The following is a 24,493-nucleotide window of genomic DNA, read 5'->3' as shown; positions in this document are numbered from 1 at the left end:
CGGTGTGCCTGGACGGGAACCGGGGGCGGGCGGAAGCGAGCCTCGCGGAGCTGCGCGAGCTGGCCCGCACCGCGGGGGTGGAGGTCGTCGACAGCGTGCTCCAGGTGAAGCGCGAGGCGGACCCTCGCTACCTCATCGGCCGGGGCAAGTTGGAGGACCTGAACCTGCGCTCCATGCAGTCCATGGTGGACCTGCTCATCTTCGACAAGGACCTCACCCCCTCGCAGGGGCGCCACATCGGCGAGGCCACCAGCCTCAAGATTCTGGACCGCACGCAGCTCATCCTCGACATCTTCGCGCAGCGGGCACAGAGCGCGGAGGGCAAGCTCCAGGTGGAGCTGGCGCAGCTGAAGTACCGGCTGCCCCGGCTGGTGCAGAGCGACGACTCGCTCAGCCGGCTCGCGGGTGGAATCGGCGGACGAGGCCCTGGCGAGACGAAGCTCGAAATCGACCGACGCCGGGTGCGCGAGCGAATCACCCATCTGGAGAAGCGCATCGACGCGATTGGCAAGGAGCGCAGCGTGCGGCGTGCACAGCGCAACCGGCGCGAGCTGCCCGTCATCTCCATCGTCGGCTACACCAACGCGGGCAAGTCCACGCTGCTCAACGCGATTACCAACGCGCAGGTGCTGGCGGAGAACAAGCTGTTCGCCACGCTGGACCCGACGAGCCGCCGGCTGCGCTTCCCTCAGGAGCGCGAGGTCATCATCACCGACACGGTGGGCTTCATCAGGGACCTGCCCAAGGACCTGGTGGCGGCCTTCCGCGCCACGCTGGAAGAGCTGTACGACGCGACGCTGCTGCTGCACGTGGTGGACGCGGCGGACCCGGCGCGGGACGAGCAGGTGGAGGCGGTGGAGAAGATCCTCTCGTCGCTGGATTTGATGGAGAAGCCCCGGTTGATGGTCTGGAACAAGGCGGACCTGATGCCGGCGGAGGAAGTGGAGGCGCTGCTGCGCTCGCGGGGCGGGGTGGCCATCAGCGCCCAGTCGCGAGAGGGGCTCGCCACGTTGTTGGCCAAGGCGGACACGACGCTGTTCGCCGAGGGCGCCTCCGAGGCCATGGGCGTCATCTGACGCGGCGTGCGAGTTGCGGGGCAGGCGCGGCTCCCCCTAGAGTTGGGGAGCCGTGGCGACCTTTCCCGCATTGTCCTTGCAGCTCTCCGGCCTGCTCGCGCAGATAGTTCCGGACTACACCCGTCCTGTCTCCTCCATGTCTCCGAAGTACTTCGAGATTCTGGAGCAGAACAGCCACATCATCTACCCGCTGGTGGCGGTGCTGACGCTGGTGCTCATCACCGCGGGCGTCCTCCAGGCGTGGAAGACGCAGGACCTGGACGGACTGCAGAAGAACGAGTTCAAGAAGGCCATCGTCAACGAGCTGCGCCGCAACATCACCGGCCTGCCCGGTGACGTGCTGGCGAAGGCCGTGGGCCTGGACCGCCTGAAGACGAACCGCCTGCTGGAGCAGATGCAGCAGGACGGCATGGTGGTGAGCCACACCAACTCGCAGCGCCTCACCGTCTGGCGCATCCGAGGCTCCGGCCCGGAGCCGAGCGTCCGTCGGTACTGAGCAGTCCGGAGTTGCTTCGAGCATCCGGCGGCGTGCCATTCGAGCCTGGGATGCGATTCCGGGATGCCGCCATCCTCACCGCGTCGTGAGGTCCCGAGCCCGCCCGAGGTGCTCACGAAGCAGTGACGCCAGCCGTGTCACGTCGGGGCCACGCAAGATGGAGTAGTGGTCCCCCGGAATCGCGTGGATGGTGAGTTCGCCCGTCGCCACCTGCTCCCAGCCGTGCACACGCGTGGTGCCCGTGGCCTCGATGGAGATGACAGGCCCCGAGTAGGGAGCCGGCACGTAGCTCCACGCCGCCAGGAGGTTCACCTCGAAGACCCGGCGCAGGGCTTCGAGTGACTGGACTCCGCTCGGGTTCGCCGCCGCCAGGGTGCGCATCAGCGTCTCGGGGTCCTCTCGCGCGAGTTCCTCGTCGGTCATCGCGACAGCGTTCCCCGCCGCGCGCATCAGGTCCGTGTAGAACATCGCGCCGAAACGCCGGGCCTCGTCGTGCCCAGGCGCCGCGCCCTCTCCATCGAACGGACGCACGAAGCCGTCGATGAGCGCGAGCACCTCTATCCGCTCGCCTTGCTGTTGGAGCTGGTGCGCCATCTCCCACGCGATGCTGGCCCCCATCGACCAACCTCCGAGCCGATACGGCCCGCGTGGCTGCACCTCCCTCATCGCTGAGAGATAGAGGCTCGCCATCTCCGGGATGAGCTCGCACGGAGGCACATCTCCCTCCAGCCCCCGCGACTGGAGCCCGAAGAACGGCTGCTCGGGACCCAACGACTTCGCCAGCTCCGCGTAACTCAGGACCGTTCCGCCCACCGCGTGCACACAAAAGAAGGGCCGCTGTCCCTGTCCCTCCTGCAATCGCACCAGCGGACTCCAAGCGGACATCGCGGACTCCCGACGCAGCACGGACGCGACATGTTCCACCGTCGCGCGATGGAAGAGCGTTGCCACCGGCAGCACCCTGCCCACCGCGCCCCGGATGCGTGCGAGCAATCGAATGGCCATCAGCGAGTGGCCGCCCAGCGCGAAGAAGTCCTCTGTCACCCCCACGGGGCTCACGCCCAGCACCTCTTCCCACACGCGCACCAGCATCCGCTCCAGCTCGTCGCGCGGACCTTCGTGCGCCCTCCGTGACGCGAGCTGATGGCGTCCCGGTGCGGGCAGCGCCTTGCGGTCCACCTTGCCCGTGGGAGCCAGCGGCAGGGCCTCCAGGCGCACCAGGACACTCGGCACCAGGTACTCCGGCAGCCGTTGCTCCAGTCGCGACCTCAACGCCTCCGCGTCCCACGGCTCCGCGTGCACCACGTAGCCCACCAGTCGCTTCTCCCCACCCTCCTCCTGCCGCACCACCACCACCGCGTCCTTCACACCCGGCAGCGCCTTCAGCGCCACCTCCACCTCGCCCAGCTCCACTCGGAAGCCGCGCACCTTCACCTGCCCGTCCACCCGCCCCAGGAACTCCAGATTCCCATCCCCCAACCACCGCGCCTTGTCCCCCGTGCGGTACAGCCTCGCGCCCGGCTCGTCACTCAGCGCATCCGGAATGAACCGGTCCGCCGTCAGCTCCGCCCGCTCCCAGTAACCGTGCGCGAGACTCGCGCCCCCGACGTACACCTCTCCCACCACACCCACGGGACTCGGAGCACCCCGCTCGTCGAGCACGTACACCTTCACGTTCGAGATGGGCACGCCTACCGGAGGCAGCGCGGGCCACGTCGCGGGCGGTCCATGCGCCCTCCAGGCCGTGACGACGTGGGCCTCCGAAGGGCCGTACTGATTCTCCAGCACGCACCCCGGCAGCCGCTCGAAGAAGGACACCAGCGCGGGAGTCACCTGCAGCTGCTCACCCGCCGTCACCACTTCGCGCAGCGGCGGCAGCACGGCTTCGTGTTGCGCCACCTCGCACAACGCCTGGAGCGCCACGAAGGGCAGGTACAACCGCCCCACGCCGTGAGTCACCATGCGTCGCAGCAAGGCCACCGGGTCCCTTCGCTCCTCCTCCCCCACGAGCAGCACGGTGCCTCCCAGGCACCACGTCCCGAACAACTCCTGGAACGACACATCGAAGTTCAGCGAGGCGAACTGGAGCGTCGTCGCTCCCGCGTCCACGGTGCGCGCGAGCAACCAGCGCAGCATGTTCCCCACCGCGCGATGGGACATGAGGATGCCCTTCGGCCGCCCCGTGCTCCCCGACGTGTAGACGAAGTAACAGGGAGTCTCCGGTGAGAGCGGAACGGCCGGAGCGTGCATGGGCCGCGCCTCGATCCGTCCCGCCTCCTCTTCCAACCGGACGCGCCGTGTCCCCGTGCGCTCGGGCAACGCGCGCTCCAGCGCACCGTGCACCAGCACCACGGGCGCACCCGTGTCCTCCAACATCTGCTCCAGGCGCTGTGATGGATAGCTCGGGTCCAACGGGAGGAAGGCCGCGCCGGCCTTCAGCGTCGCCAGCACCGCCACCGGCATCTCCAGGGAGGCCCGCTCCAGGCACAGGCCCACCGTGCCTCCGGGCCGTACGCCCAACGCCAGCAGGTGATGCGCGAGCTGATTCGCACGCCGCTCCAGGCTCGCGTACGTCAGCGACGACTGTCCGTCCGTCACGGCCACGGCATCGGGCGAGCGCATCACCTGCGCCTCGACCCACGCGTGCATCAAGCCGGGCACGGCGCTCGAATCCGCGCGTCCACTCCACTCACGCAGCAACGCGCGCCGCTCCGCATCATCCAGCAACGACACATCGCCGACGCGGCGCCCTGGGTCCGCGAGGAGTCCCTCCATCAGCGTGACGTAGTGACCCGCCATCCGCCGCAGGGTCGCCTCGTCGAACAGCGCCTTGTTGTACTCCCAGATTCCGACCCAGCCCTCGGCCGTCTCTCGCAGGAAGAACGTGAGGTCGAACTTCGCCATGCCGGAGTCGAAGACCACCTGACTCGCCGTGAGCCCGGGCAGGGACGGCAGAGCGCGCGGTCCCTCGATGACGAACATCACCTGGAACAACGGTGAACGACTCAAGTCCCGAACCGGCCGCATCGCCTCGACCACCGTCTCGAACGGGACGTCCTGATTCGAGTAGGCCCCCAGACACATCCGATGCACCCGTCCGAGCATCGCCCGGAAGGACTCCTCCCCATCCACGTCCAGCCTCGGCGCGAGCGTGTTGACGAAGAAACCGATGAGGCTCTCCAACTCGCGTCGGTTCCGCCCGGAGATGGGCATCCCCACCACCACGTCCCGTTGGCCGCTGTACCGGGACAGCAACACCTGGAAGCCCGCCAGCAACAGCATGAACGGCGTCACACCCTCGGCGCGGCCTCGCGTCTTCACCGCTTGCGAGAGCGACGGCGAGAGGGGCATCACCACAGTAGCCCCCTGAAACGTCTGCACCGGCGGCCTCGGCCGGTCCACGGGCAGCTCCAGCGCGGGCGAGGCTCCCGACAGCAGCGCCTTCCACCACGCGAGCTGCGACTCCAGCACTTCCCCCTTCAGCCACTCGCGCTGCCACAGCGCATAGTCCGCGTACTGCACCGCCAACCCGGGCAACGTCGGCGCGCGTCCCTCGGTGAAGGCGCCATACAGCTCGCGCAGCTCGCGCTCCATCACCCCCATGGACCATCCGTCACACGAGACGTGATGGAGCATCAACATCAGCACGTGCTCGTCCTCGCTCACCCTCAACAACCGCGCGCGCAGCATCGGCCCGGCGCTCAGGTCGAACGGGCGACGCGCCTCTGCCTCGGCGTGGCGCAGGACCTCGTCCTCTCCTGCCACGGGCTCCACGAGCAACGTCACCGCGGCGTCGGGCGCGATGCGCTGCACCGGCCGCCCCGCCTCTTCACCAAACGTGGTGCGCAGGACTTCATGCCGCATCACCAGCGCCGACAGGGCGCGCTCGAGCGCCACCACGTCGAGCCGTCCCTTCAGTCGCGCGAAGAAGGGCACGTTGTAGGAGTAGCCACCCGCGTCCACCTGCGCGAGGAACCACAGGCGCTGCTGGGCGAAGGACAACGGCGGAGGCGAGTCCCTCGGCACGGGCACCAACGGGGGCAGGCCACGCACCTTCACTACCTCTCGCTTCACCTCGGGCGCACTCATGGCGGACCCTCCGCAGCGACTGTTATTCCAGCTTAAATCAGTTTTATCAGCGTACGAGGCCATCCACGTTCAACTCGCGCATCCAGCCATGCTCTAGTCCGGGGATGGGTGAGAACGTGTCTCATGAGCCGCCCGGCCCGACGGCTATCGCCATCGTCGGGCTGTCGCTGCGCTTTCCGGGCGCTTCGGACGCACGGCGCTTCTGGTCCAACCTCATCTCGGGCGTTGAATCCGTCACGGTGCTGGATGCCGAGCAGCGCGCGAAGGCCGGACTTCCCTCGGACGAAGGTTGGGTCGCGGCGGCGGGTGTCATCGCGGATGCCGACCTCTTCGACGCGCGCTTCTTCGGCTACTCCCCTCGCGAGGCCGAGCAGCTCGACCCCCAGCAACGCCTCTTCATGGAGTGCTGTTGGGGGGCGCTCGAGTCCGCGGGGTATGCCGCGCGGGCCCGGCCGCTGCACGTGGGCATCTATGGCGGCGCTTCGCTCAGCACCTATCTCCTGACGAACGTCCTGCCCAGCATGGAGCGGCGCTCCAGCGACTGGACGGAGAGCATCCTCGGGACGCACAGCGACTTCCTGGCGACGCGCGTGGCCTACAAGCTGAACCTCACCGGGCCCGCGATGACGGTGCAGACGGCGTGCTCCACATCGCTGACCGCGGTGCACCTCGCCTGTCAGGCGCTGCTCGCGGGGGAGTGCAACCTCGCGCTCGCGGGAGGCGCGGCCGTGCGCTCTCCGCAGCTCGTCGCGTACCCCACGCAGGAGGGAGGCATCTCCTCACCTGATGGACACTGCCGCGCCTTCGACTCCCAGGCGGCGGGCACCGTGCCGGGCAACGGTGTCGGCGTGGTGCTCCTCAAGCGACTGGAGGACGCGCTCGCGGATGGAGACCCGATTCGCGCGGTCATCCTCGGCTCCGCCGCCAACAACGATGGCAGCAGCAAGGCGGGCTTCACCGCGCCGTCCGTCTCCGGGCAGGTCGCCGCCATCAGCGATGCACTGGCCCTGGCCGGAGTCGAACCCCGCTCCATCTCCTTCATCGAAGCCCACGGCACGGGCACGCCGCTGGGAGACCCTGTCGAGGTCACCGCGCTCAAGCAGGTCTTCCAAGGCGTGGCCCCCGGCACCATCGGCCTGGGCTCGGTGAAGAGCAACCTGGGCCATCTCGACGCGGCGGCCGGAGTGTCCGGACTCATCAAGGCGGTGCTGGCGCTGGAACACCGACAGCTTCCGCCCACCGTCCACTTCCGTCAGCCCAATCCCCTGTTGGAGCTGGCGGGCAGTCCCTTCTACGTCGTGGCCGAGCCTCGTCCCTGGAACAGCGCGGGCCCTCGACGCGCGGGGGTGAGTTCGTTCGGCATGGGCGGCACCAACGTACACGTCGTGCTCGAAGAGGCCCCCACTCCGGCGAGCGACCCGCCTCGTGCGGAAGAACAACTGGTGTTGCTGTCCGCCAGGTCCGAGGCCGCGCTGGAGCGGATGACCACGGAGCTGTCCGAGCACCTGGGCCACACCCAGGCCGCGCTTGCTGACGTGGCCCACACCCTTCAAGTCGGACGCAATCGCTTCGGCTGGCGACGCTTCGTCACCGCGAGCACGCTCTCGGAGACCTCCGCGCGCTTGAGTCACCGGGACGACCCACTTCGACCTCGCACCGCCTTCGATGAAGCAGAGCGAAGAAGCGCCGTCTTCCTGTTCCCGGGCGGAGGCACGCAACGGGTGAACATGGGCGCGGAGCTGCTCGGTGAGCCCGCGTTTCGCGAAGCCGTGGACCGATGTGCCGCGTTGCTGCGTGCCCCGCTCGGTGGTGACCTGCGCGAGGTGATGTTCGCGCCCCCGGAGCGCTACGACACGGCGGCTCGTGAGCTGGCGCGTCCGGTGTGGACCCAGGCGGCGCTGTTCACCTGTGACTGGGCGCTGGCGCAGCTCTGGCTGTCCCGGGGTGTCCAGCCCGAGGCGCTGTTCGGCCACTCCCTGGGCGAGTATGTCGCGGCCTGTCTGGCCGGAGTCTTCACGCTCGAAGAGGCGCTGGAGTTGGTCACCGCGCGCGGCAGAATCATGGAGCGGCTCCCTCCTGGCGGGATGACGGCGGTCCTCGCGCCGCTGGCCCAGGTGGAGCCCCTGCTGAATCCCCTGCTGTCCGTGGCGGCCATCAACACACCCTCCGACTGCGTCCTCTCGGGCCCGCTGGAGGCGCTCGATGCCCTGGAGACCGCGCTCGCCACGCGAGGCGTCGAAACGCGGAGACTGCATATGAGTCGCGCGGCGCACTCGGTGATGCTCGAACCACATCTGGCGGACTTCGCGCGCGTGGTCTCCCGCTTCTCCCCCCGTGCCCCGAAGTTGCCCGTGGTGTCGAGTCTCACCGGGCGGTGGCTTGGCGAGCGCGAAGCAGCGGATCCCCTGTACTGGTGTCGCCATCTGCGCGAGACAGTCCGCTTCTCCGACGGACTTCACCTGCTGCTCTCCACGGGAGACCGCGCTTTCATCGAAGTCGGCCCGGGCACGGCGCTGTCTTCGCTCGCTCGGCGACATCCGACCCGCACCTCGCAGCCCATCCTCTCCACGTTGGCATCCGCCTCCACCAAGCAGCCCCCGCATCCACTCGCGTCACTCGGAGATGCCTGGCTCGCGGGCATCACCATCGACTGGGAGCGCTTCCGCGCCGGAGAGCGGCGGCGACGCGTCGCACTGCCGGGCTACAGCTTCGACCGGGAGCGGCACTGGATTGAGCCCGCCACGGCTCCCTCGGCGCCCTCGACCACTCGTGCCGTGGAAGCACGCGAAGAAGTGCGGCCCGCCATGGGTCGCGACGAGGGCCCGCGCGCCTCGGCGCCTCGCGATGCCACGGAGCAGGTGTTGCTCGAGTGCTTCCGGCTCACGTTCCACCTGGAGAACATCGGCATCCATGACGACTTCTTCGCGCTGGGTGGCGACTCCCTCCTCGCCTTGCGATTGAGTGCCCGCATCGAGGACCGACTTGGAGCGCGGCTTCCACTGAAGGCCGTGCTGGAATCTCCCACCATCGCGCGACTCGCCGCGCGCATTGGAGAAGGTGCTCGCGACGCCGCGCCATCGGCTCCCAGTTGCCTCGTGCGACTCCAGGAGGGAACTCACGGGGTGCCCGTCTTCTTCGTGCATGCCGCCGGTGGACAGGTGCTCTTCTACCGTGAGCTGGCGAGACACCTCGCTCCCGAGCGGCCCATGTACGGCTTCGAGTCGGTGGGACTCAACTCGGGCACTTCGTGCCACACCACCGTGGAGCAGATGGCTGAGCATTACCTCACGGCGCTTCGCACCGTACGGCCCCGAGGTCCCTATCTGCTCGTGGGTGCATCCCTGGGGGGCACCATCGCCTACGAGTTGGCGCGCCGACTGTCGGCTGAAGGCGAGAGCGTGCCCCTGTGCGCGCTCCTGGACACGCCGCCACCTGGGCACGTCTCCGCGGAGCTCGCGGACCAGGTCTCGCTGCTGACCTTCCGCGCGGGGAAGACGTTCACACCTTCCACCGAGTGGCCGAAGGACTTGTCCGTCGAAGAGCAGTTCCGCCTGCTCCAGGAGGAAGCGGCGCGGGACGGTATCGAGCCCCCCTTCTCGGAATTCGAAGCGGCCCGCAGACAACTGGACGTGCTGCGCGCGAACACGCGGGCATTGAGTCTCTACGTGCCGCCGCGCTGGAGCGGGGGCGAGTTCCAATACTTCCGCGCCCAACAGCCACCTCCCGGCTTCCCACCTCACCCGGAACTCGGCTGGTTGGACCTGGGCGCGGCGGCGCGCGTGGAGGTCGTCCCTGGCGACCACCACACGATGCTGCAAGCACCCCATGTCGAGGTGCTCGGAGCGAAGTTGGCGCGCTTGCTGCGTTAATCCGAGCCCGGTCGCCGCCGCCGCTGCTGTGCCAATCGCTGGAGGCCCTCACGCCTGTCTCCGGAAGTCGCGGGCTGGCGAGGCGCCTCCGGCTCCGGGGCGGGCCCCAACTGAGCAGCGAGCGTGCGCACGGTGGGGAACTGGAGCAGCGACACCAACGGCACCTTGCGCCCCAGTCGCTCCTCCAGCTTCATCTGCAACATCTGGAGCAGGAGTGAGTTGCCGCCCAGGTCGAAGAAGTTGTCGTCCGCGCCCACGCGGTCCAGCTTCAGCACCTCCGCCACCAGTTGGGCGATCACCTGCTCCAGGCCTTCTTGAGGCTCGACGTAGCCACCGCTCAGCTCTGGCCGGTGCGCCTCTGGCGAGGGCAGCACCTTCCAGTCCACCTTCCCATTCGGTGTGAGCGGCAACTCGCGCAGCACCACGAACACCGACGGAATCCACGGCTCCGGCAACGAGCGCTTCAACCACGCGCGCAGCACATCGGCCGTCAACGTGGCCTCCTCCGTCGGCACCACATACGCCACCAGCCGCATGTCTCCCGGCGTGTCTTCCCGGCCCATGACCACGGCGGAGCGGACCTCCGGATGCGCCGCGAGCGCGGCACTCGCCTCCGCGGGCTCGACGCGCACACCGCGCACCTTCACCTGGGCATCGGCACGGCGCAGGTACTCGAACCTTCCGTCTTCGAGCAGCCGCACCACGTCACCCGTTCGATATAGCCGTCCCCCTTCACCATACGGGTCCGGGACGAAGCGCTCGGCCGTCAGGTCCGGACGCCCCAGGTACCCTCGCGCCAGTCCCACGCCACCGAGGTACAGCTCGCCCCAGACTCCAGTGGGAGCCAGATTGCCCGCGTCATCCATCACCCGCACCACCACGTTGCGCAACGGCCTGCCAATCGTGGGACGTGTTCCCGGGAAGCACTCGCCCCAGGTCGCGGCCACCGTTCCTTCCGTCGGGCCATAGCCATTGATGAAACGTCGCCCCGGGCTCCACCGTGCCACCAGTTCCTCGGTGCAGGACTCGCCGGCGGAGAGCAGGACTCGAAGCCTGGGAAGCTCGACCACCGGCATCATCGCCAGGACCGACGGCGGCAGGGTCGCCACGGAGATTCGCTCGCGCGCGAGCAACTCCGTCAATGGCCTTCCAGGTGCCATCTGCGCGCGCCGCGCCAGGACCAGCGTCGCCCCGTTCAGCAGTGCGGGGAAGACCTCCGCCACGGAGGCATCGAAGCTCACCGTCGCGAACATCAACGTCCTGTCGCCCGGGCCAAGGCCACCGAGCACCGAGGGGAAGGACTCAGCCAGATTCGCGGCTCCCCGGTGCGTCAGCAGCGTCCCCTTCGGGCGCCCCGTGCTCCCCGACGTGTAGATGACATACGCGAGGTTTCGCGCCGTGACTTCGGGCGCCAGCGATTCCCCGCCCACCAGGTCATCGAGCTCACCGATTTCATCCAGCAACACGGTGGCCCCCGAGTAGGCGAGTTGCGACGCCTCTTCCGAGCGCGACACCAGCAGCGCGACCTTCGCGTCATCCAGCATGTACGCGAGGCGCTCCGGTGGATGCTCAGGGTCCATCGGCAGGTAGGCGCCGCCCGCCTTGAGGATGGCGAGCATCGCCACGACCCAGTCGAGGCTCGGCCCCAGGCACAGGCCCACCACCACGTCGGGCCTCACGCCCCACTTGCGCAACACCGTGGCCAACTTGTGGGCTCTCCGGTCGAGCTGGGCGTAGGTCAGCGTCTGCCCCTCCATCTCCACCGCCACTGCCTCGGGCGTTCGTGCGACCTGGGCCTCGAACAACCGGTGCAGGCACTCACCCTCGAAGGGCGCTTCGCTGCCACCCCGCGCCAGCAGCGACTGTCGTGAGGACACACTCAGAAGCGGAAGGTCTCGCAGTCGCCGGCCCGGCTCGGTCACCGCGCCTTCCAGCAGGCGCTCCAGGTGCTCTCCGAAGCGCTCCATGGTCGCGACGTCGTACAGGTCGCTGCTGAACTCGAGTCCTCCCTCGATACCGTCGGCGGTCTCTCTCAATCCCAGCGCGAGGTCGACCTTGGCGGCACGAAGCCCCAGGTCCAACGGGCGTTGCGTGAGACCGGACAACGACAGGTCTCCCGAAGGCGTGTTCAAGAGCTGGAACACCACCTGGACCAACGGCGCGCGACTCATGTCGCGCTTCAGGCTCAGAGCCTCCACCAGCTTCTCGAACGGCACTTCCTGGTGCCCAAAGGCCCCCAGCACCGACTCCTTCACACGCCCCAACATCTCCCGGAACGTCAGCTCACCCGATGCCTCCGTCCTCACCACCAGCGTGTTCACGAAGAAGCCAATCAGCCCCTCCACCGCCTTCGTCGTCCGCCCCGACACTGGCGAGCCCACCACCACGTCCCACTGTCCGCTGTAGCGCGCCAGCAGCACCTGGAAGCCCGCCAGCAGCGTCATGTACAGCGTCACGCCCTCCCGCAGGCTCAGTTGCTTCAACTTCTCGCTCAACTCAGAGGACAGCTTCACCGCCACGCTCGCGCCCTGGTACCCCTGCACCGCCGGCCTCGGCCGGTCCGTCGGCACCTCCAGCGCTTCGGGGACTCCCGCCAGCTTCGTCCTCCACCACGACAACTGCTCCTCCAGCACCTCCCCCGTCAGCCATTCCCGCTGCCACACCGCGTAGTCCACGTACTGCACGGGCAACTCCGGCAGCGTCACGGCCTCGCCCTTCACGTAGGCGCCGTAGAGCGTCTCCAATTCCTTCGTGAGCACCCACGTGGACCAGCCATCGGACACGATGTGGTGCAGCACCAGCACCAGGATGTGCTCCTGCTCGCTCAGCTTCAGCAGCGCCACTCGCAGCAGCGGGCCCGCGCTCAAGTCGAACGGACGCCGCCCTTCTTCGGCTCCCAGTCGGAGGGCCTCTTGCTCTCGGGTTTCGACGGGGAGGCCACTCAGGTCCACCACGGACAACGGCAGGGACGCGGCGGCGTGGATGCGCTGCACGGCCCCCTGCGCATGCTGATGGAAGGTCGTCCTCAGGGTCTCGTGACGACGGACCAGCTCATTGAAGGCACGCTCCAGAGCCTTCACGTCGAGCACGCCCTCCAGCTTCATCGCGAGCGCGATGTTGTAGAGCGAGCCACCCGGCTCCAGCCGGTCGAGGAACCACAAGCGCTGCTGCGCGAAGGACTGAGGCAGTGCCTCCGTCCGTTCCGTGCGGACCAACTCTGGACGACCTGTCCTGAGCCCGTCCTTCAAGAGTTCATCCAATCGAGAGGCCAGCGCGGACACCGTGGGTGCCTCGAAGAGCACCCGCACTGGCACGTCGCGGCCCAGCAGCTCGCGCAACCGCGAGGCCACCTGCATCACCAGCAGCGAGTGCCCTCCTCGCTCGAAGAAGTTGTCCTCCGCGCCAACGCGCTTCACGCCGAGCAACGGAGCCCAGATCTCCGCCACCCGCTCCTCCATCGCCGTCCTGGGCGCGATGAAGGACTCCGACATCTGCTCGGAATCCTGCCGCTCCGTGCGATGGGCGTGGATGCGAACGGACGGAGTCCTCTCCGGCACTTCAATGTGCCCAGGCATCCCGAGCGCATCCAGCCGCGCTTCGGGCATCGCCACGGCGGACTCCAGCAACCGCTCGTAGTGGATGGCCAGGCGCTCCACGGTCTCCGTGTCGAACAGGTCCGTGTTGAACACCCAGTACCCCGCCATTCCCTCCGCGTCCTCTCGCACGGACAACGCGAGGTCGAACTTCGCCACCTGCGTCCCCAGGTCCAGCGGACGCAGCGCGAGCCCTGGCAACGACAGGTCCCCCGACGGCGCACTCTGGAGCGCGAAGGACACCTGCACCAACGGCGAGCGGCTCAAGTCTCGAGACAACTGCAACGCGTCCACCAGCTTCTCGAACGGCACTTCCTGATGCGCGAAGGCGCCCAGCACCGACTCCCGGACCTGGGCCAGCAGCTCCCGGTACGTCAGCGCACGTGACGCCTCCGTCCTCACCACCAGCGTGTTCACGAAGAAGCCAATCAGCCCCTCCACTTCCTTCGTCGTCCGCCCAGACACCGGCGAACCCACCACCACGTCCCACTGTCCGCTGTAGCGCGCCAGCAGCACCTGGAACACCGCCAGCAGTGACATGTACAGCGTCACACCTTCCCGCCGGCTCAACTGCTTCAGCTTCTCGCTCAGCTCGAAGGACAGCCTCACCGCCACGCTCGCGCCACGATGCCCCTGCACCGCGGGCCTCGGTCGGTCGGTCGGCAGCTCCAGCGCTTCGGGGGCGCCCTCCAACCTCGCCCTCCACCACGACAACTGCTCCTCCAGCACCTCCCCCTTCAGCCACTCTCGCTGCCACACCGCGTAGTCCGCGTACTGCACGGGCAACTCCGGCAACGCCGCGTCCCCGCCCTTCGCATGGGCGGTGTAGAGCGCCTCCAGCTCCTTCGTGAGCACGCCCATCGACCAACCGTCGGACACGATGTGGTGCAGTACCAGCACCAGCACATGCTCCTGCTCGCTCAGCTTCAGCAGCGTCACTCGCAGCAGCGGACCCGTGCCCAGGTCGAAAGGACGCCGTTCCTCCTGCATCCCGAGCCTCAAGGCTTCATGCGCTCGGGCCTCCACGGGCAGCCCGCGCAGGTCCACCACGGGCAGCGGGACCGCCATGGAAGGACTGATGTGCTGGACCGCACCGAGCGCAACCTGTCGGACCGTCGTCCTCAGGGACTCGTGGCGGTGAACCAGCGCATGGAACGCCTTCTCCAGCGCGCCAATGTCGAGCACGCCCTCCATCGTCACGGCCAGGGCGATGTTGTAGAGCGGGCTGTTCGGCTCCAGCCGGTCGAGGAACCACAAGCGCTGCTGCGCGAAAGACAGGGGTGGTGCATCCACCCGCGATGCGGGGAGCAGCGGCGGACTCCGAACCCCGAGCCCACCCCGCGCCAACACGGACAGACTCGTGGCCAACGAGGACACCGTGGGTGCCTCGAAGAGCATGCGCACCGGAACCTCGTGCCCCAACGCCGCCCGCAGCCGCGACGCGGCTTGCATCACCAGCAGCGAGTGCCCTCCCCGTTCGAAGAAGTTGTCCTCCGCACCCAACCGCTTCACGCCCAGCAGCGGGACCCAGGTCTCCGCCACCAGCTCCTCCATCGCGGTCCTGGGCGCGATGAAGTCCTCCAACCCCTGCTCCGGAATCACGCGCTCGCCTTGGCGTGACTGGATGCGGGAACCGACAGCCTTCTCCTGCACCTCACGATGCCCAGGCATCGGCAGCGCACGCAGGGTCGCCTCCGGCACCTCGACGACCGCCTCCAGCAACCGCTGGTAGTGCGTCGCCATGCGCTCCACGGTCGCCGTGTCGTACAGGTCCGTGTTCAGCTCCCAGGTGCCTGACAGTCCCTCCGCGTCCTCTCCCATGGACAACGCGAGGTCGAACTTGGCGGTCCTCGTTCCCAGGTCCATCGGCTGCTGCGTGAGCCCCGGCAACGACAAGTCTCCGGACGGCGCACTCTGGAGCGCGAAGGACACCTGCACCAACGGCGAGCGGCTCAAGTCGCGAGACAACTGCAACGCGTCCACCAGCTTCTCGAACGGCACCTCCTGGTGCGTGAGCGCTCCCAGGACCGCGTCCCGGACACGCCTCAACATCTCCCGGAATGTCAGCTCGCTCGACGCCTCCGTCCTCACCACCAGCGTGTTCACGAAGAAGCCAATCAGCCCCTCCACTTCCTTCGTCGTCCGCCCCGACACCGGTGAGCCCACCACCACGTCCCACTGTCCGCTGTAGCGCGCCAGCAGCACCTGGAAGCCCGCCAGCAACGTCATGTACAGCGTCACGCCCTCCTGCCGACTCAAGCGCTTCAGCTTCTCGCTCAGCCCCGAGGACAGCTTCACCGCCACGCTCGCACCGCGATACCCCTGCACCGCCGGCCTCGGTCGGTCCGTCGGCACTTCCAGCACCTCTGGGGCTCCCGCAAGCCTCGCCCTCCACCACGACAACTGCTCCTCCAGCACCTCCCCCTTCAGCCACTCTCGCTGCCACACCGCGTAGTCCGCGTACTGCACCGGCAACTCCGGCAGCGTCACTTCGCGGCCCTTCACCTGAGCGCTGTAGAGCGTCTCCAGCTCCTTCGTGAGCACTCCCATCGACCAGCCGTCCGCGACGATGTGGTGCAGCACCAGCACCAGCACGTGCTCCTGCTCGCTCAGCTTCAGCAGCGTCACTCGCAGCAGCGGGCCCGTGCCCAGGTCGAACGGACGCCGTCCTTCCTCGCCCCCCAGTCGGAGTGCCTGTTGCTCTCGGGTCTCGACGGCGAGGCCACTCAGGTCCACCACTCGCAGCGCCACTGGCGCGAAGGGCTGGATGTGCTGCACCGCCCCTTCGCCGCCTTGCTCGAAGGTCGTCCGCAGGGACTCGTGGCGACGGACCAACGTGTGGAAGGAGCGCTCCAGGGCCGCGACGTCCAGCGCCCCCGTCAGTCGTATCGCGAGGGGAATGTTGTAGAGCGGGCTGTTCGGCTCAAGCCGGTCCAGGAACCACAGGCGCTGCTGTGCGAACGACTGGGGCGGAGCCTCCGTGCGAGTCGTGGGCACCAGCGCTGGCCGTCCTTGCCCGGTACCACCGCTCTCCAGACTCCTGGCCAGCGTGGCGACAGTGGGCGCCTCGAAGAGCGTCCGCACCGACACCTCTCGGCCCAGCACCTCGCGCAATCGCGAGGCCACCTGCATCACCAGCAGCGAGTGCCCTCCCCGCTCGAAGAAGTTGTCTTCGGCCCCCACGTGCCTCACTCCCAGCAGTGGAGCCCAGACTCCCGCCACCAGTTCCTCGATGGCCGTCCGCGGAGCGATGAATCCCTCCGGCACGACCTCCGGAGCCAGCCGGTCCAACCGCCGAGCCTGGAGACGAACAACCGGCACCTTCACCGGCACTTCGCGATGCCCTGACATCGGAAGCGCGTTCAGCCTCGCCTCCGGATTCTCCACCGCCGCCTCCAGGACTTGCTGGAAGTGGGCCGCCATGCGCTCCACGGTCGCCGCGTCGAACAGGTCCGAGTTGAGTTCCCAGAAGCCCGTCAGGTCCTCCGCGTCCTCACGCACCGACAGCGCGAGGTCGAACTTCGCCATGCCCGGCTCGTACGTCACCTCAGACGAGGACAACTCCGGCAGCACCGGCAACTCAGCGGGCCCATTCAAGCCAAAGGCAATCTGGACCAGGGGCGCGCGACTCAAGTCACGGCTCGACTGCAACGCCTCCACCAGCTTCTCGAACGGCACCTCCTGGTGCCCGAAGGCCCCGAGCACCGACTCCTTCACTCGCCCCAGCATCTCGCGGAACGTCAGCTCACCCGACGCCTCCGTCCTCACCACCAGCGTGTTCACGAAGAAGCCAATCAGCCCCTCCACCTCCTTCGTCGTCCGCCCTGACACCGGCGAGCCCACCACCACGTCCCACTGTCCGCTGTAGCGCGCCAGCAGCACCTGGAAGCCCGCCAGCAGCGTCATGTACAGCGTCACGCCCTCCTGCCGACTCAAGCGCTTCAGCTTCTCGCTCAGCTCCGAGGACAGCTTTACCGCCACACTCGCACCGCGATACCCCTGCACCGCCGGCCTCGGTCGGTCTGTCGGTACCTCCAGCACCTCAGAGGCTCCCGCAAGCCTCGCCCTCCACCACGACAACTGCTCCTCCAACACCTCCCCCTTCAGCCACTCCCGCTGCCACACCGCGTAGTCCGCGTACTGCACGGGCAACTCCGGCAACGTTGCTTCGCGGCCCTTCACCTGCGCGCTGTAGAGCGTCTCCAGCTCCTTCGTGAGCACTCCCATCGACCAGCCGTCCGCGACGATGTGGTGCAGCACCAGCACCAACACGTGCTCCTGCTCGCTCAGCTTCAGCAGCGTCACTCGCAGCAGCGGGCCCGTGCCCAGGTCGAACGACTGCCTCGATAGCGTCTCCACCTGGCCGCGCGTGGCGTCCTCTGTCACCTCCACCACGGACAGCGGCACCGCCACATCCGAAGCGATGCGCTGCACCGGCTCGCCTTCCACTTCCTCGAACGTCGTGCGCAGCGCCTCGTGCCTCCGCACCAACACCGCGAGCGCCTGCTCCAGCGCCTTGAGGTCCAGCGAGCCTCGCAGCCGGACGACGAACGGCAGGTTGTACGAATACCCTCCGGCGTCGAGCTTCCCCAGGAACCACAGACGCTGCTGTGCGAACGACAGCGGCATCGCGGAGTGTCTCGACACTCGCACCGGCACAGGGGTGCTCACGCGCTGCGCACTTGCCTTCACGACTTCGAGTCGCTCGGCCAGGGCCTCCACGGTGGGCGCCTCGAACACCAGTCGCACCGGCACATCACGACCGAGCGCCGCCCGGAGCCGCGACACCACTCGCGTCGCCAGCAACGAATGACCACCGAGCGCGAAGAAGTCGTCCTTCACGCCCACCCTCGCCACTCCGAGCAGCGGCATCCAGATGCGCGCCACCAGCGACTCCATCACCGTCCGAGGCCCCTGCATCGCCTCCACGCCCGACCCCTCCTGCTCCGGTGACGGCAGGGCCTTTCGGTCCACCTTCCCGTTCGCCGTCAGCGGGAGCGCCGCCAGCTTCACGAAGGCCGAGGGCACCATGAACTCGGGGAGCTTCTGCTTCAGCCAGTCCCGCACCCGAGGTGCCTCGGGCGCCTGCGCGTGTTCGACGTAGTACGCGACCAGTCGCTTGCCTCCCGCGCCGTCCCGCACCACCACCAACCCGTCCTTCACCGCTGGATGCGCGAGGAGCGACGCCTCCACCTCGGCCAGCTCGATGCGGTAGCCCCGCACCTTCACCTGGCTGTCACGCCGCCCCAGGAACTCCAGCACCCCGTCCGGGCGAAAGCGCGCCAGGTCTCCGGTGCGATAGAGCCGCTCCCCCGGCACCGCGCTGAAGGGATTCGGAATGAAGCGGTCCGCCGTCACATCGGGCTGGCGCAGATACCCTCGCGCGAGGCCATCACCCCCGATGAACAGTTCGCCCGCCACGCCCACCGGAACGGGCTCCATCCCCGCATCCAGCACGTAGACCTGCGTGTTGCCGATGGGCCGACCAATGGGCACCGACGCGCCCACGTCCTCCACTCGAGTCATCCGATGGACCGAAGTGAAGAGCGTGCTCTCCGTCGGCCCGTAGCAGGCCGTCACCGGAATCTTCAACTCCTCCAGCACGCGTTTCACGTGCGGCGCGGACACCACGTCTCCACCCGTCAGGAGCTGGCGCACGCCCTTCAACCCGTCCATCCCCAGCTCCACCATCTGGCTGAACAGTCCCGCCGTCAGGTGCAACAACGTGACGGAGTGCCGATGGAGCACGTCCGTCAGCAGGTCCAGCTCGCTGGGCGAGCGCGGTGGGAAGACCACCAGCCTTCCACCCAGGCACAGCGGCCCCCACACCTCCAACGTCGACGCATCGAAGGAGATGGGCGCGATGAGCAGGAACGTCTCCTCCGGCCCCAGTCGCGCGTACGGCGCTCCGTACAACAACCGCAGCACGCCCCGGTGCTCGACGGCCACACCCTTGGGGCGCCCCGTGCTCCCCGACGTGAAGTCCACATACGCCAGGTTTCGCCCCGAGACCGGCATGCGTGGCGCCGTCGTCGGCAGGTCCGCCAGCCGCTCTTCCTCCAACAACATCAACTCCGGGCGTCCCTCCTGGGGCAGTTGCTCCAGCAAGGCGCGCGTGGTGATGAGCAGCCGAGGCGTCGTGTCCTCCAACATCTGCTCCAGCCGCCGCGCCGGATAGCTGGAGTCCAGGGGTACATACGCACCACCGGCCTTCAGGATGGCCAGCAGCGACACGATGAGCTCCACCGAGCGCTCCAGGCACACCGCCACCAGCACATCCACGCCGACGCCACGCGCCTTCAGCGCCCACGCCAGTTGATTGGCCCGCGCCTCCAGCTCCCGGTAGCTCAGCCGCTGCGCACCGAACTCCAGCGCCACCGCGTCCGGACGCAGCAACACCTGCTCCTCGAAGAGGTGATGGACGCATCCCTCTCGCGGGAACTCCACCGCCGTCTGGTTCCACGCCTCCAGCACTCGCTGGCGCTCGGCCGCGGGCAGGAGCGGAAGCGCCGACAGTCGCGCCTCGGGTCGGCCGGAGAGGTTGCGCAACAGCTCCAGGAAACACTCCGCGATGCGTTGGACAGTGGACGGCTCGAAGAGGTCCGCGTTGTAGATGAGCTGGCCTTCGACAGCCGCTCCCGGCGCATCGACCAGCAACAGCTCCAGGTCGAACTTGGCGATGGTGCTCGCGAAGTCCCAGGGGCTCGCGGTGACACCCGGCAGGGTGAGCAGCGGCGCGGCCTCCTGCAACGTGAAGAGCACCTGGAACAACGGCGAGCGGCTCAAGTCCCGCTCCGGGCGGAGGTGCTCCACCAGCCTCTCGAAAGGCACGTCCTGGTGCGCGAGTGCCCCGAGCACCGTCTCCTTCGTCTGACGCAGGAACGCCTGGAAGGAGGACGCCGCATCCGGCCGTGCGCGCAGGGCCAGCGTGTTGACGAAGAAGCCCATCAGCCCCTCCGTCTCCCTCGCCGTCCGCCCCGACACCGGTGAGCCCACCACCACGTCCCACTGTCCGCTGTAGCGCGCCAGCAACACCTGGAAGCCCGCCAGCAGCGTCATGTACAGCGTGGCGCCCTCTCTCCGGCTCAACTGTCGCAGCGCCTCGCTCAGCTCCGAGGACAACCGCACCGGCACGCTCGCGCCTCGGTACCCCTGCACCGCGGGCCTCGGCCGGTCCGTGGGCAGCTCCAACACCGGGGGTGCTCCCGTCAGCGCCTCGCGCCACCAGGAGAGCTGCGATGCCTCCACGTCTCCCTTCAACCATTCGTGCTGCCACACCGTGTAGTCCGCGTACTGCACGGGCAGCTCGGGCAACTTCGCCGCCTCGCCTTTCACGGCCGCGCCATAGAGCGCATCCAGTTCGCGGGTGAGCACGCCCAGCGACCATCCATCCGCGACCAGGTGGTGCAGCACCACCACAAGCACCTGCTCCTCGCCGCCCGTTCGCAGCAACGTCGCGCGGAGCAAGGGAGCCCGCGCCACATCGAACGGCGCCTGGACCTCCCTCACCACGCGACGCCGCACGGCCTCTTCCACGTCGTCGGCGCCCTCCACCGACTCCACCTGCAAGGGCACGCCGACATCCACGGCGACGCGCTGGACGGGCTCACCACCCACTTCCACGAAGCTCGTGCGCAGCGCTTCGTGTCGGCGGACCACCTCCGCGAGTGCCCGCTCCAGGGCCTCCACCTTCAACGCACCATGGAGTCGGACGACGAAGGGCAGGTTGTACGAATGTCCTCCCTCGTCGAGCTGCGCGAGGAACCACAGGCGTCGCTGCGCGAATGACAAGGGCGGGTCCACGGGCCGCGCGGCTCGCGTCAGCACCGGCAACCGCGCGTGTCCTCCCTGCGCCCCCAGTCGCTCGGCGAGGGCCTCCACCGTGGGCGCCTCGAACAGCAGTCGCACGGGCACGTCGTGGCCCAGGGCATCCCGGAGTCGCGACACCACACGCGTCGCCAGCAGCGAGTGCCCACCGAGCGCGAAGAAGTCATCCCTCACGCCCACGAGCGGGACACCCAGTACCTCTTGCCAGACTTCCGCCAGCCTCCGCTCCAGCGCATCACGCGGCGCCTCGTAGCGGGCTCCCCCCTCCGCTCGTCGCGAGTCCACCTCCGGCAGCGCGCGGCGATTCACCTTTCCGCTGGGCGTCAGCGGAAGCGCCTCCAGCCGAACCAGCACGCCCGGCACCATGTACTCGGGGAGCCGCTTCGCCAGTCGACGCTTCAGGTCCTCCGCGTCCCAGGGCTCGGGCAACTGATTCGCGAGCCGGCGCGTCAGAGCCTCCGCGTCCCAGGACTCGGACAGCTGATTCGCCAGCCGGCGCGTCAGTGCCTCCGCGTCCGAGGACTCGGGCAACTGATTCGCCAGCCGGCGCTTCAGTGCCTCCGTGTCCGAGGACTCGGGCAACTGATTCGCCAGCCGGCGCGTCAGTGCCTCCGCGTCCGAGGACTCGGGCAACTGATTCGCCAGCCGGCGCGTCAGTGCCTCCGCGTCCGAGGACTCGGGCCGCACGACGTAGCCCACCAGTTGCTTCTCTCCCCCGCCCGTTCGCCGCACCACCACCGCCGCGTCCGTCACGCCGGGAAGTTCCTTCAGCGCCACCTCCACCTCGCCCAACTCCACGCGGAAGCCGCGCACCTTCACCTGCTCATCCGCGCGCCCCTGAAGCTCCAGGTTCCCATCCGCCAGCCACCGCCCCCGATCTCCCGTGCGGTAGATGCGGCGCCCGTCCCGGTCCCTGTCCAGGATGTTCGGAACGAAGCGCTCCGCCGTCAGCTCCGGCCGCCCCCAGTAGCCGTGCGCGAGGCTCCGCTCTCCCACGCACACCTCTCCCGTCACACCGATGGGGCACGGAGCGCCCCACGCATCCAGCACCAACACCGTCGCGGGGACGATGGGCCTGCCCACCGGAGGCAACACCGGCCACGTCGAGGGCGGACCCTTCGCTCTCCACGCCGTCACCACGTGCGTCTCCGTGGGGCCGTACTGGTTCTCCAGCACGCACCCCGGCAGCCGCTCGAAGAACGACACCACCGCGGGCGTCACCTGCAACGGCTCTCCCGCAGTCACCACTTCGCGCAGCGGCGGCAACTCCGTCTCGTGTCGGGCCCGCTCACTGAGCGCCTGAAGCGCCACGAAGGGCACAAAGAGCCGCTCCACGCGGTGCTCCCGCAGGTACGCCATCAACGTCGCGGGGTCCTGACGCGTCGCCGCCGAGACGAGGACGAGCGTGCCGCCCTCGCCCAGCGTGCAGAACAGCTCCTGGAAGGACACGTCGAAGCTCAGCGAGGCGAACTGGAGCGTCCTCGCCCCAGGCGCCGACGTGCTCGCCAACTGCCAGTTCACCAGCGTGCCGAACGCACGATGGGACATCGTCACGCCCTTGGGCCTCCCCGTACTCCCCGACGTGAAGAGGACGTAGCAGGGAAGCTCGGGCGACAACACCCACCCGGGCGCCACGGTGGATTGCTCCGCGATGCGCGCGGTCTCCTCCGCCAGTCGCACCCTCCGCGCCGTGCCCTCCTCGGGCAACGCATGCTCCAACGAGGCATGCACCAGCACCACCGGCGCGGCCACGTCATCGAGCATTCGCGCCAGTCGCGACGGCGGATAGCCAGGGTCCAATGGAAGGCACGCCGCTCCTGTCTTCAGCGTCGCCAGCACCGCCACCGGCAGGTCGAGGCTGCTTCGCTCCAGGCACAGCCCCACCACGCTTCCAGGGCGAACCCCCAACGCCATCAAGTGGTGCGCGAGCTGATTGGCCCGCTGCTCCAGTTGCACGTACGTCAGAAAGCCGCCGCCATTCGTCACCGCCACTGCCGAGGGCGTGCGCGCCGCCTGCGCCTCTACCCGCCGATGCATCAACCACGATGGGTGCTGGTGCTCCTCCTGCCACGACCACTTCTCCAACACCTTCCGCCGCTCCTCCTCATCCAGGAGGTCCACCTGCCCGACCTTGCGCTCCGGGTCCTCCAGCACGCCCTTCAGCAGCGCCACGTGGTGGCCGGCGAGCCTGCGCACCGTCGCCTCGTCGAACAGCGCCGTGCTGTACTCCCACAGCGAGACCCAGCCCTCCGGCGTCTCGCGCACGAAGAGCGTGAGGTCGAACTTCGCCACGCCCGGCTCGAAGTCCACGTCGCGCGACTCCAGCCCCGCCAGTCGCACCAACGGCGGCGCGCTCTGGAGCACGAGCAGCACCTGGAACAACGGCGAGCGGCTCAAGTCCCTCACCGGCCGCAGCGCATCCACCAGTCGCTCGAAGGGCACGTCCTGGTGCTGGTACGCCCCCAGGCACGCCTGACGCACCCGTCCCAAGAGCGACTTGAAGGACTCGTTTCCATCCACGTCCACGCGCAGCGCCAGCGTGTTGGCGAAGAAACCGATGAGCCCCTCCACTTCGCGCCGGTTGCGCCCCGCGATGGGCGTGCCCACCACCACGTCGGGCTGCCCGCTGTGCCGCGACAGCAACGCCTGGAGGCTCGCCAGCCACAACATGAACGGCGTCACCGCCTCCTGCTTGCACCGCTCGTGCAGCGCCTTCATCAGCTCGGCGGGCAACGGCATCCCCAGCACCGCGCCCCGGGCCGACTGCACCGGAGGTCTCGGTCGGTCCGTCGGCAGTTCCAGCGCGGGCGAGGCTCCGTCGAGGTGCTTCTTCCACCACGTGAGCTGCTCCTCCAGCACCTCCCCCTTCAGCCACTCGCGCTGCCACACCGCATGGTCCGCGTACTGCACCGTCAGCGCGGGCAGCGTCGCCACGCGGCCATCGAGGAAGGCGCCGTACAGCTCGCGCAAATCCCGCTCCAGCAACGACAGCGACCAGCCGTCACACGAGATGTGGTGCAGCGTCAGGAGCAACACGTGCTCCTCTTCCTCCAGGCGCAACAGCCGCGCGCGCAGCATCGGCCCCGTGCCCAAATCGAACGGACGCCGTGCCTCCTCCTCCGCGAGTCGCCGGGCCTCGTGCTCCCGCTCCGGCCCCTCCAGTCGCTCCACGGTCAGCGACACCGGCGCGTCGGGCGCGATGCACTGCACCGGCTCGCCTTCGACCTCCGTGAAGGTCGTCCGCAGCGCTTCGTGCCGGCGCACCACCTCCGTCAGCGCGCGCTCCAGCGTTGATACATCGAGACATCCCTTGAGCCGCGCGAAGAAGGGCGCGTTGTAGGCGAAGCCCGACGGGTCCAACCGCGAGAGGAACCACATGCGACGCTGCGCGAAGGAGAGCGGCGGAGGCCCCTCCCGATGAACGGGCACCACGGGGGGCGGCCTGCGAACACGAGGGCTCGCGGGCTTCGGCTCATTCGCGGACATGTCGACACCTCAAACTCAAGAAGACGAATCTCGGAAGACACGAAGGCCCGCGTCGGT

The 24,493-nt window shown here is 68.5% G+C and carries 5 protein-coding genes; 3 read left to right on the top strand and 2 right to left on the bottom strand.

Translation table 11 applies throughout. From position 1 onward, the window contains the following. Together hflX and HR086_RS16015 are read left to right on the top strand one after the other, a co-directional pair. Positions 1-1,076, top strand: a 1,076-nt coding sequence (gene hflX / locus HR086_RS16020) for a GTPase HflX (RefSeq protein ID WP_174466050.1), incomplete at its 5' end; no start/stop codon positions are given. A gap of 52 nt (positions 1,077-1,128) precedes the next feature. Further along, positions 1,129-1,572 (top strand): hypothetical protein, encoded by a 444-nt coding sequence (locus HR086_RS16015; RefSeq protein ID WP_371745662.1) that lies wholly within the window; start codon positions 1,129-1,131, stop codon positions 1,570-1,572. A 75-nt stretch (positions 1,573-1,647) separates the two neighbouring features. Here the strand turns inward: HR086_RS16015 and HR086_RS16010 are convergent, their stop codons facing one another. After that, positions 1,648-5,661 carry a non-ribosomal peptide synthetase gene (locus tag HR086_RS16010; RefSeq protein ID WP_174466049.1) on the bottom strand — a complete coding sequence of 1,338 codons (4,014 nt, stop codon included), beginning with the start codon at positions 5,659-5,661 and terminating at the stop codon, positions 1,648-1,650. A gap of 104 nt (positions 5,662-5,765) precedes the next feature. Here HR086_RS16010 and HR086_RS16005 point away from each other — a divergent pair, with 104 nt between their 5' ends. Then, positions 5,766-9,530: a type I polyketide synthase gene (locus HR086_RS16005; RefSeq protein ID WP_174466048.1), complete on the top strand. Its 3,765-nt coding sequence runs from the start codon at positions 5,766-5,768 to the stop codon at positions 9,528-9,530. On the opposite strand, the gene HR086_RS16000 is transcribed toward HR086_RS16005, so the two are convergent. Continuing rightward, positions 9,527-24,436, bottom strand: coding sequence for a non-ribosomal peptide synthase/polyketide synthase (locus HR086_RS16000; protein ID WP_174466047.1), 14,910 nt, complete (start codon positions 24,434-24,436; stop codon positions 9,527-9,529). The two genes, HR086_RS16005 and HR086_RS16000, sit on opposite strands and share 4 nt — an antisense overlap. Between the last annotated feature and the right edge of the window lie 57 nt (positions 24,437-24,493).

Source organism: Myxococcus sp. CA039A (genome assembly GCF_013336645.1).
GTDB lineage: Bacteria > Myxococcota > Myxococcia > Myxococcales > Myxococcaceae > Myxococcus > Myxococcus llanfairpwllgwyngyllgogerychwyrndrobwllllantysiliogogogochensis.
The sequence above is the reverse complement of the archived record's forward strand: the minus strand, read 5'-3'. Positions and strand labels throughout refer to the sequence as shown.

What these genes read in the sequence shown, in the direction of transcription:
- HR086_RS16010 (WP_174466049.1), bottom strand. Translation starts at nt 5,661, where the DNA reads ATGAGTGCGCCCGAGGTGAAGCGAGAGGTAGTGAAGGTGCGTGGCCTG.
- HR086_RS16005 (WP_174466048.1), top strand. Translation starts at nt 5,766, where the DNA reads ATGGGTGAGAACGTGTCTCATGAGCCGCCCGGCCCGACGGCTATCGCC.
- HR086_RS16000 (WP_174466047.1), bottom strand. Translation starts at nt 24,436, where the DNA reads ATGTCCGCGAATGAGCCGAAGCCCGCGAGCCCTCGTGTTCGCAGGCCG.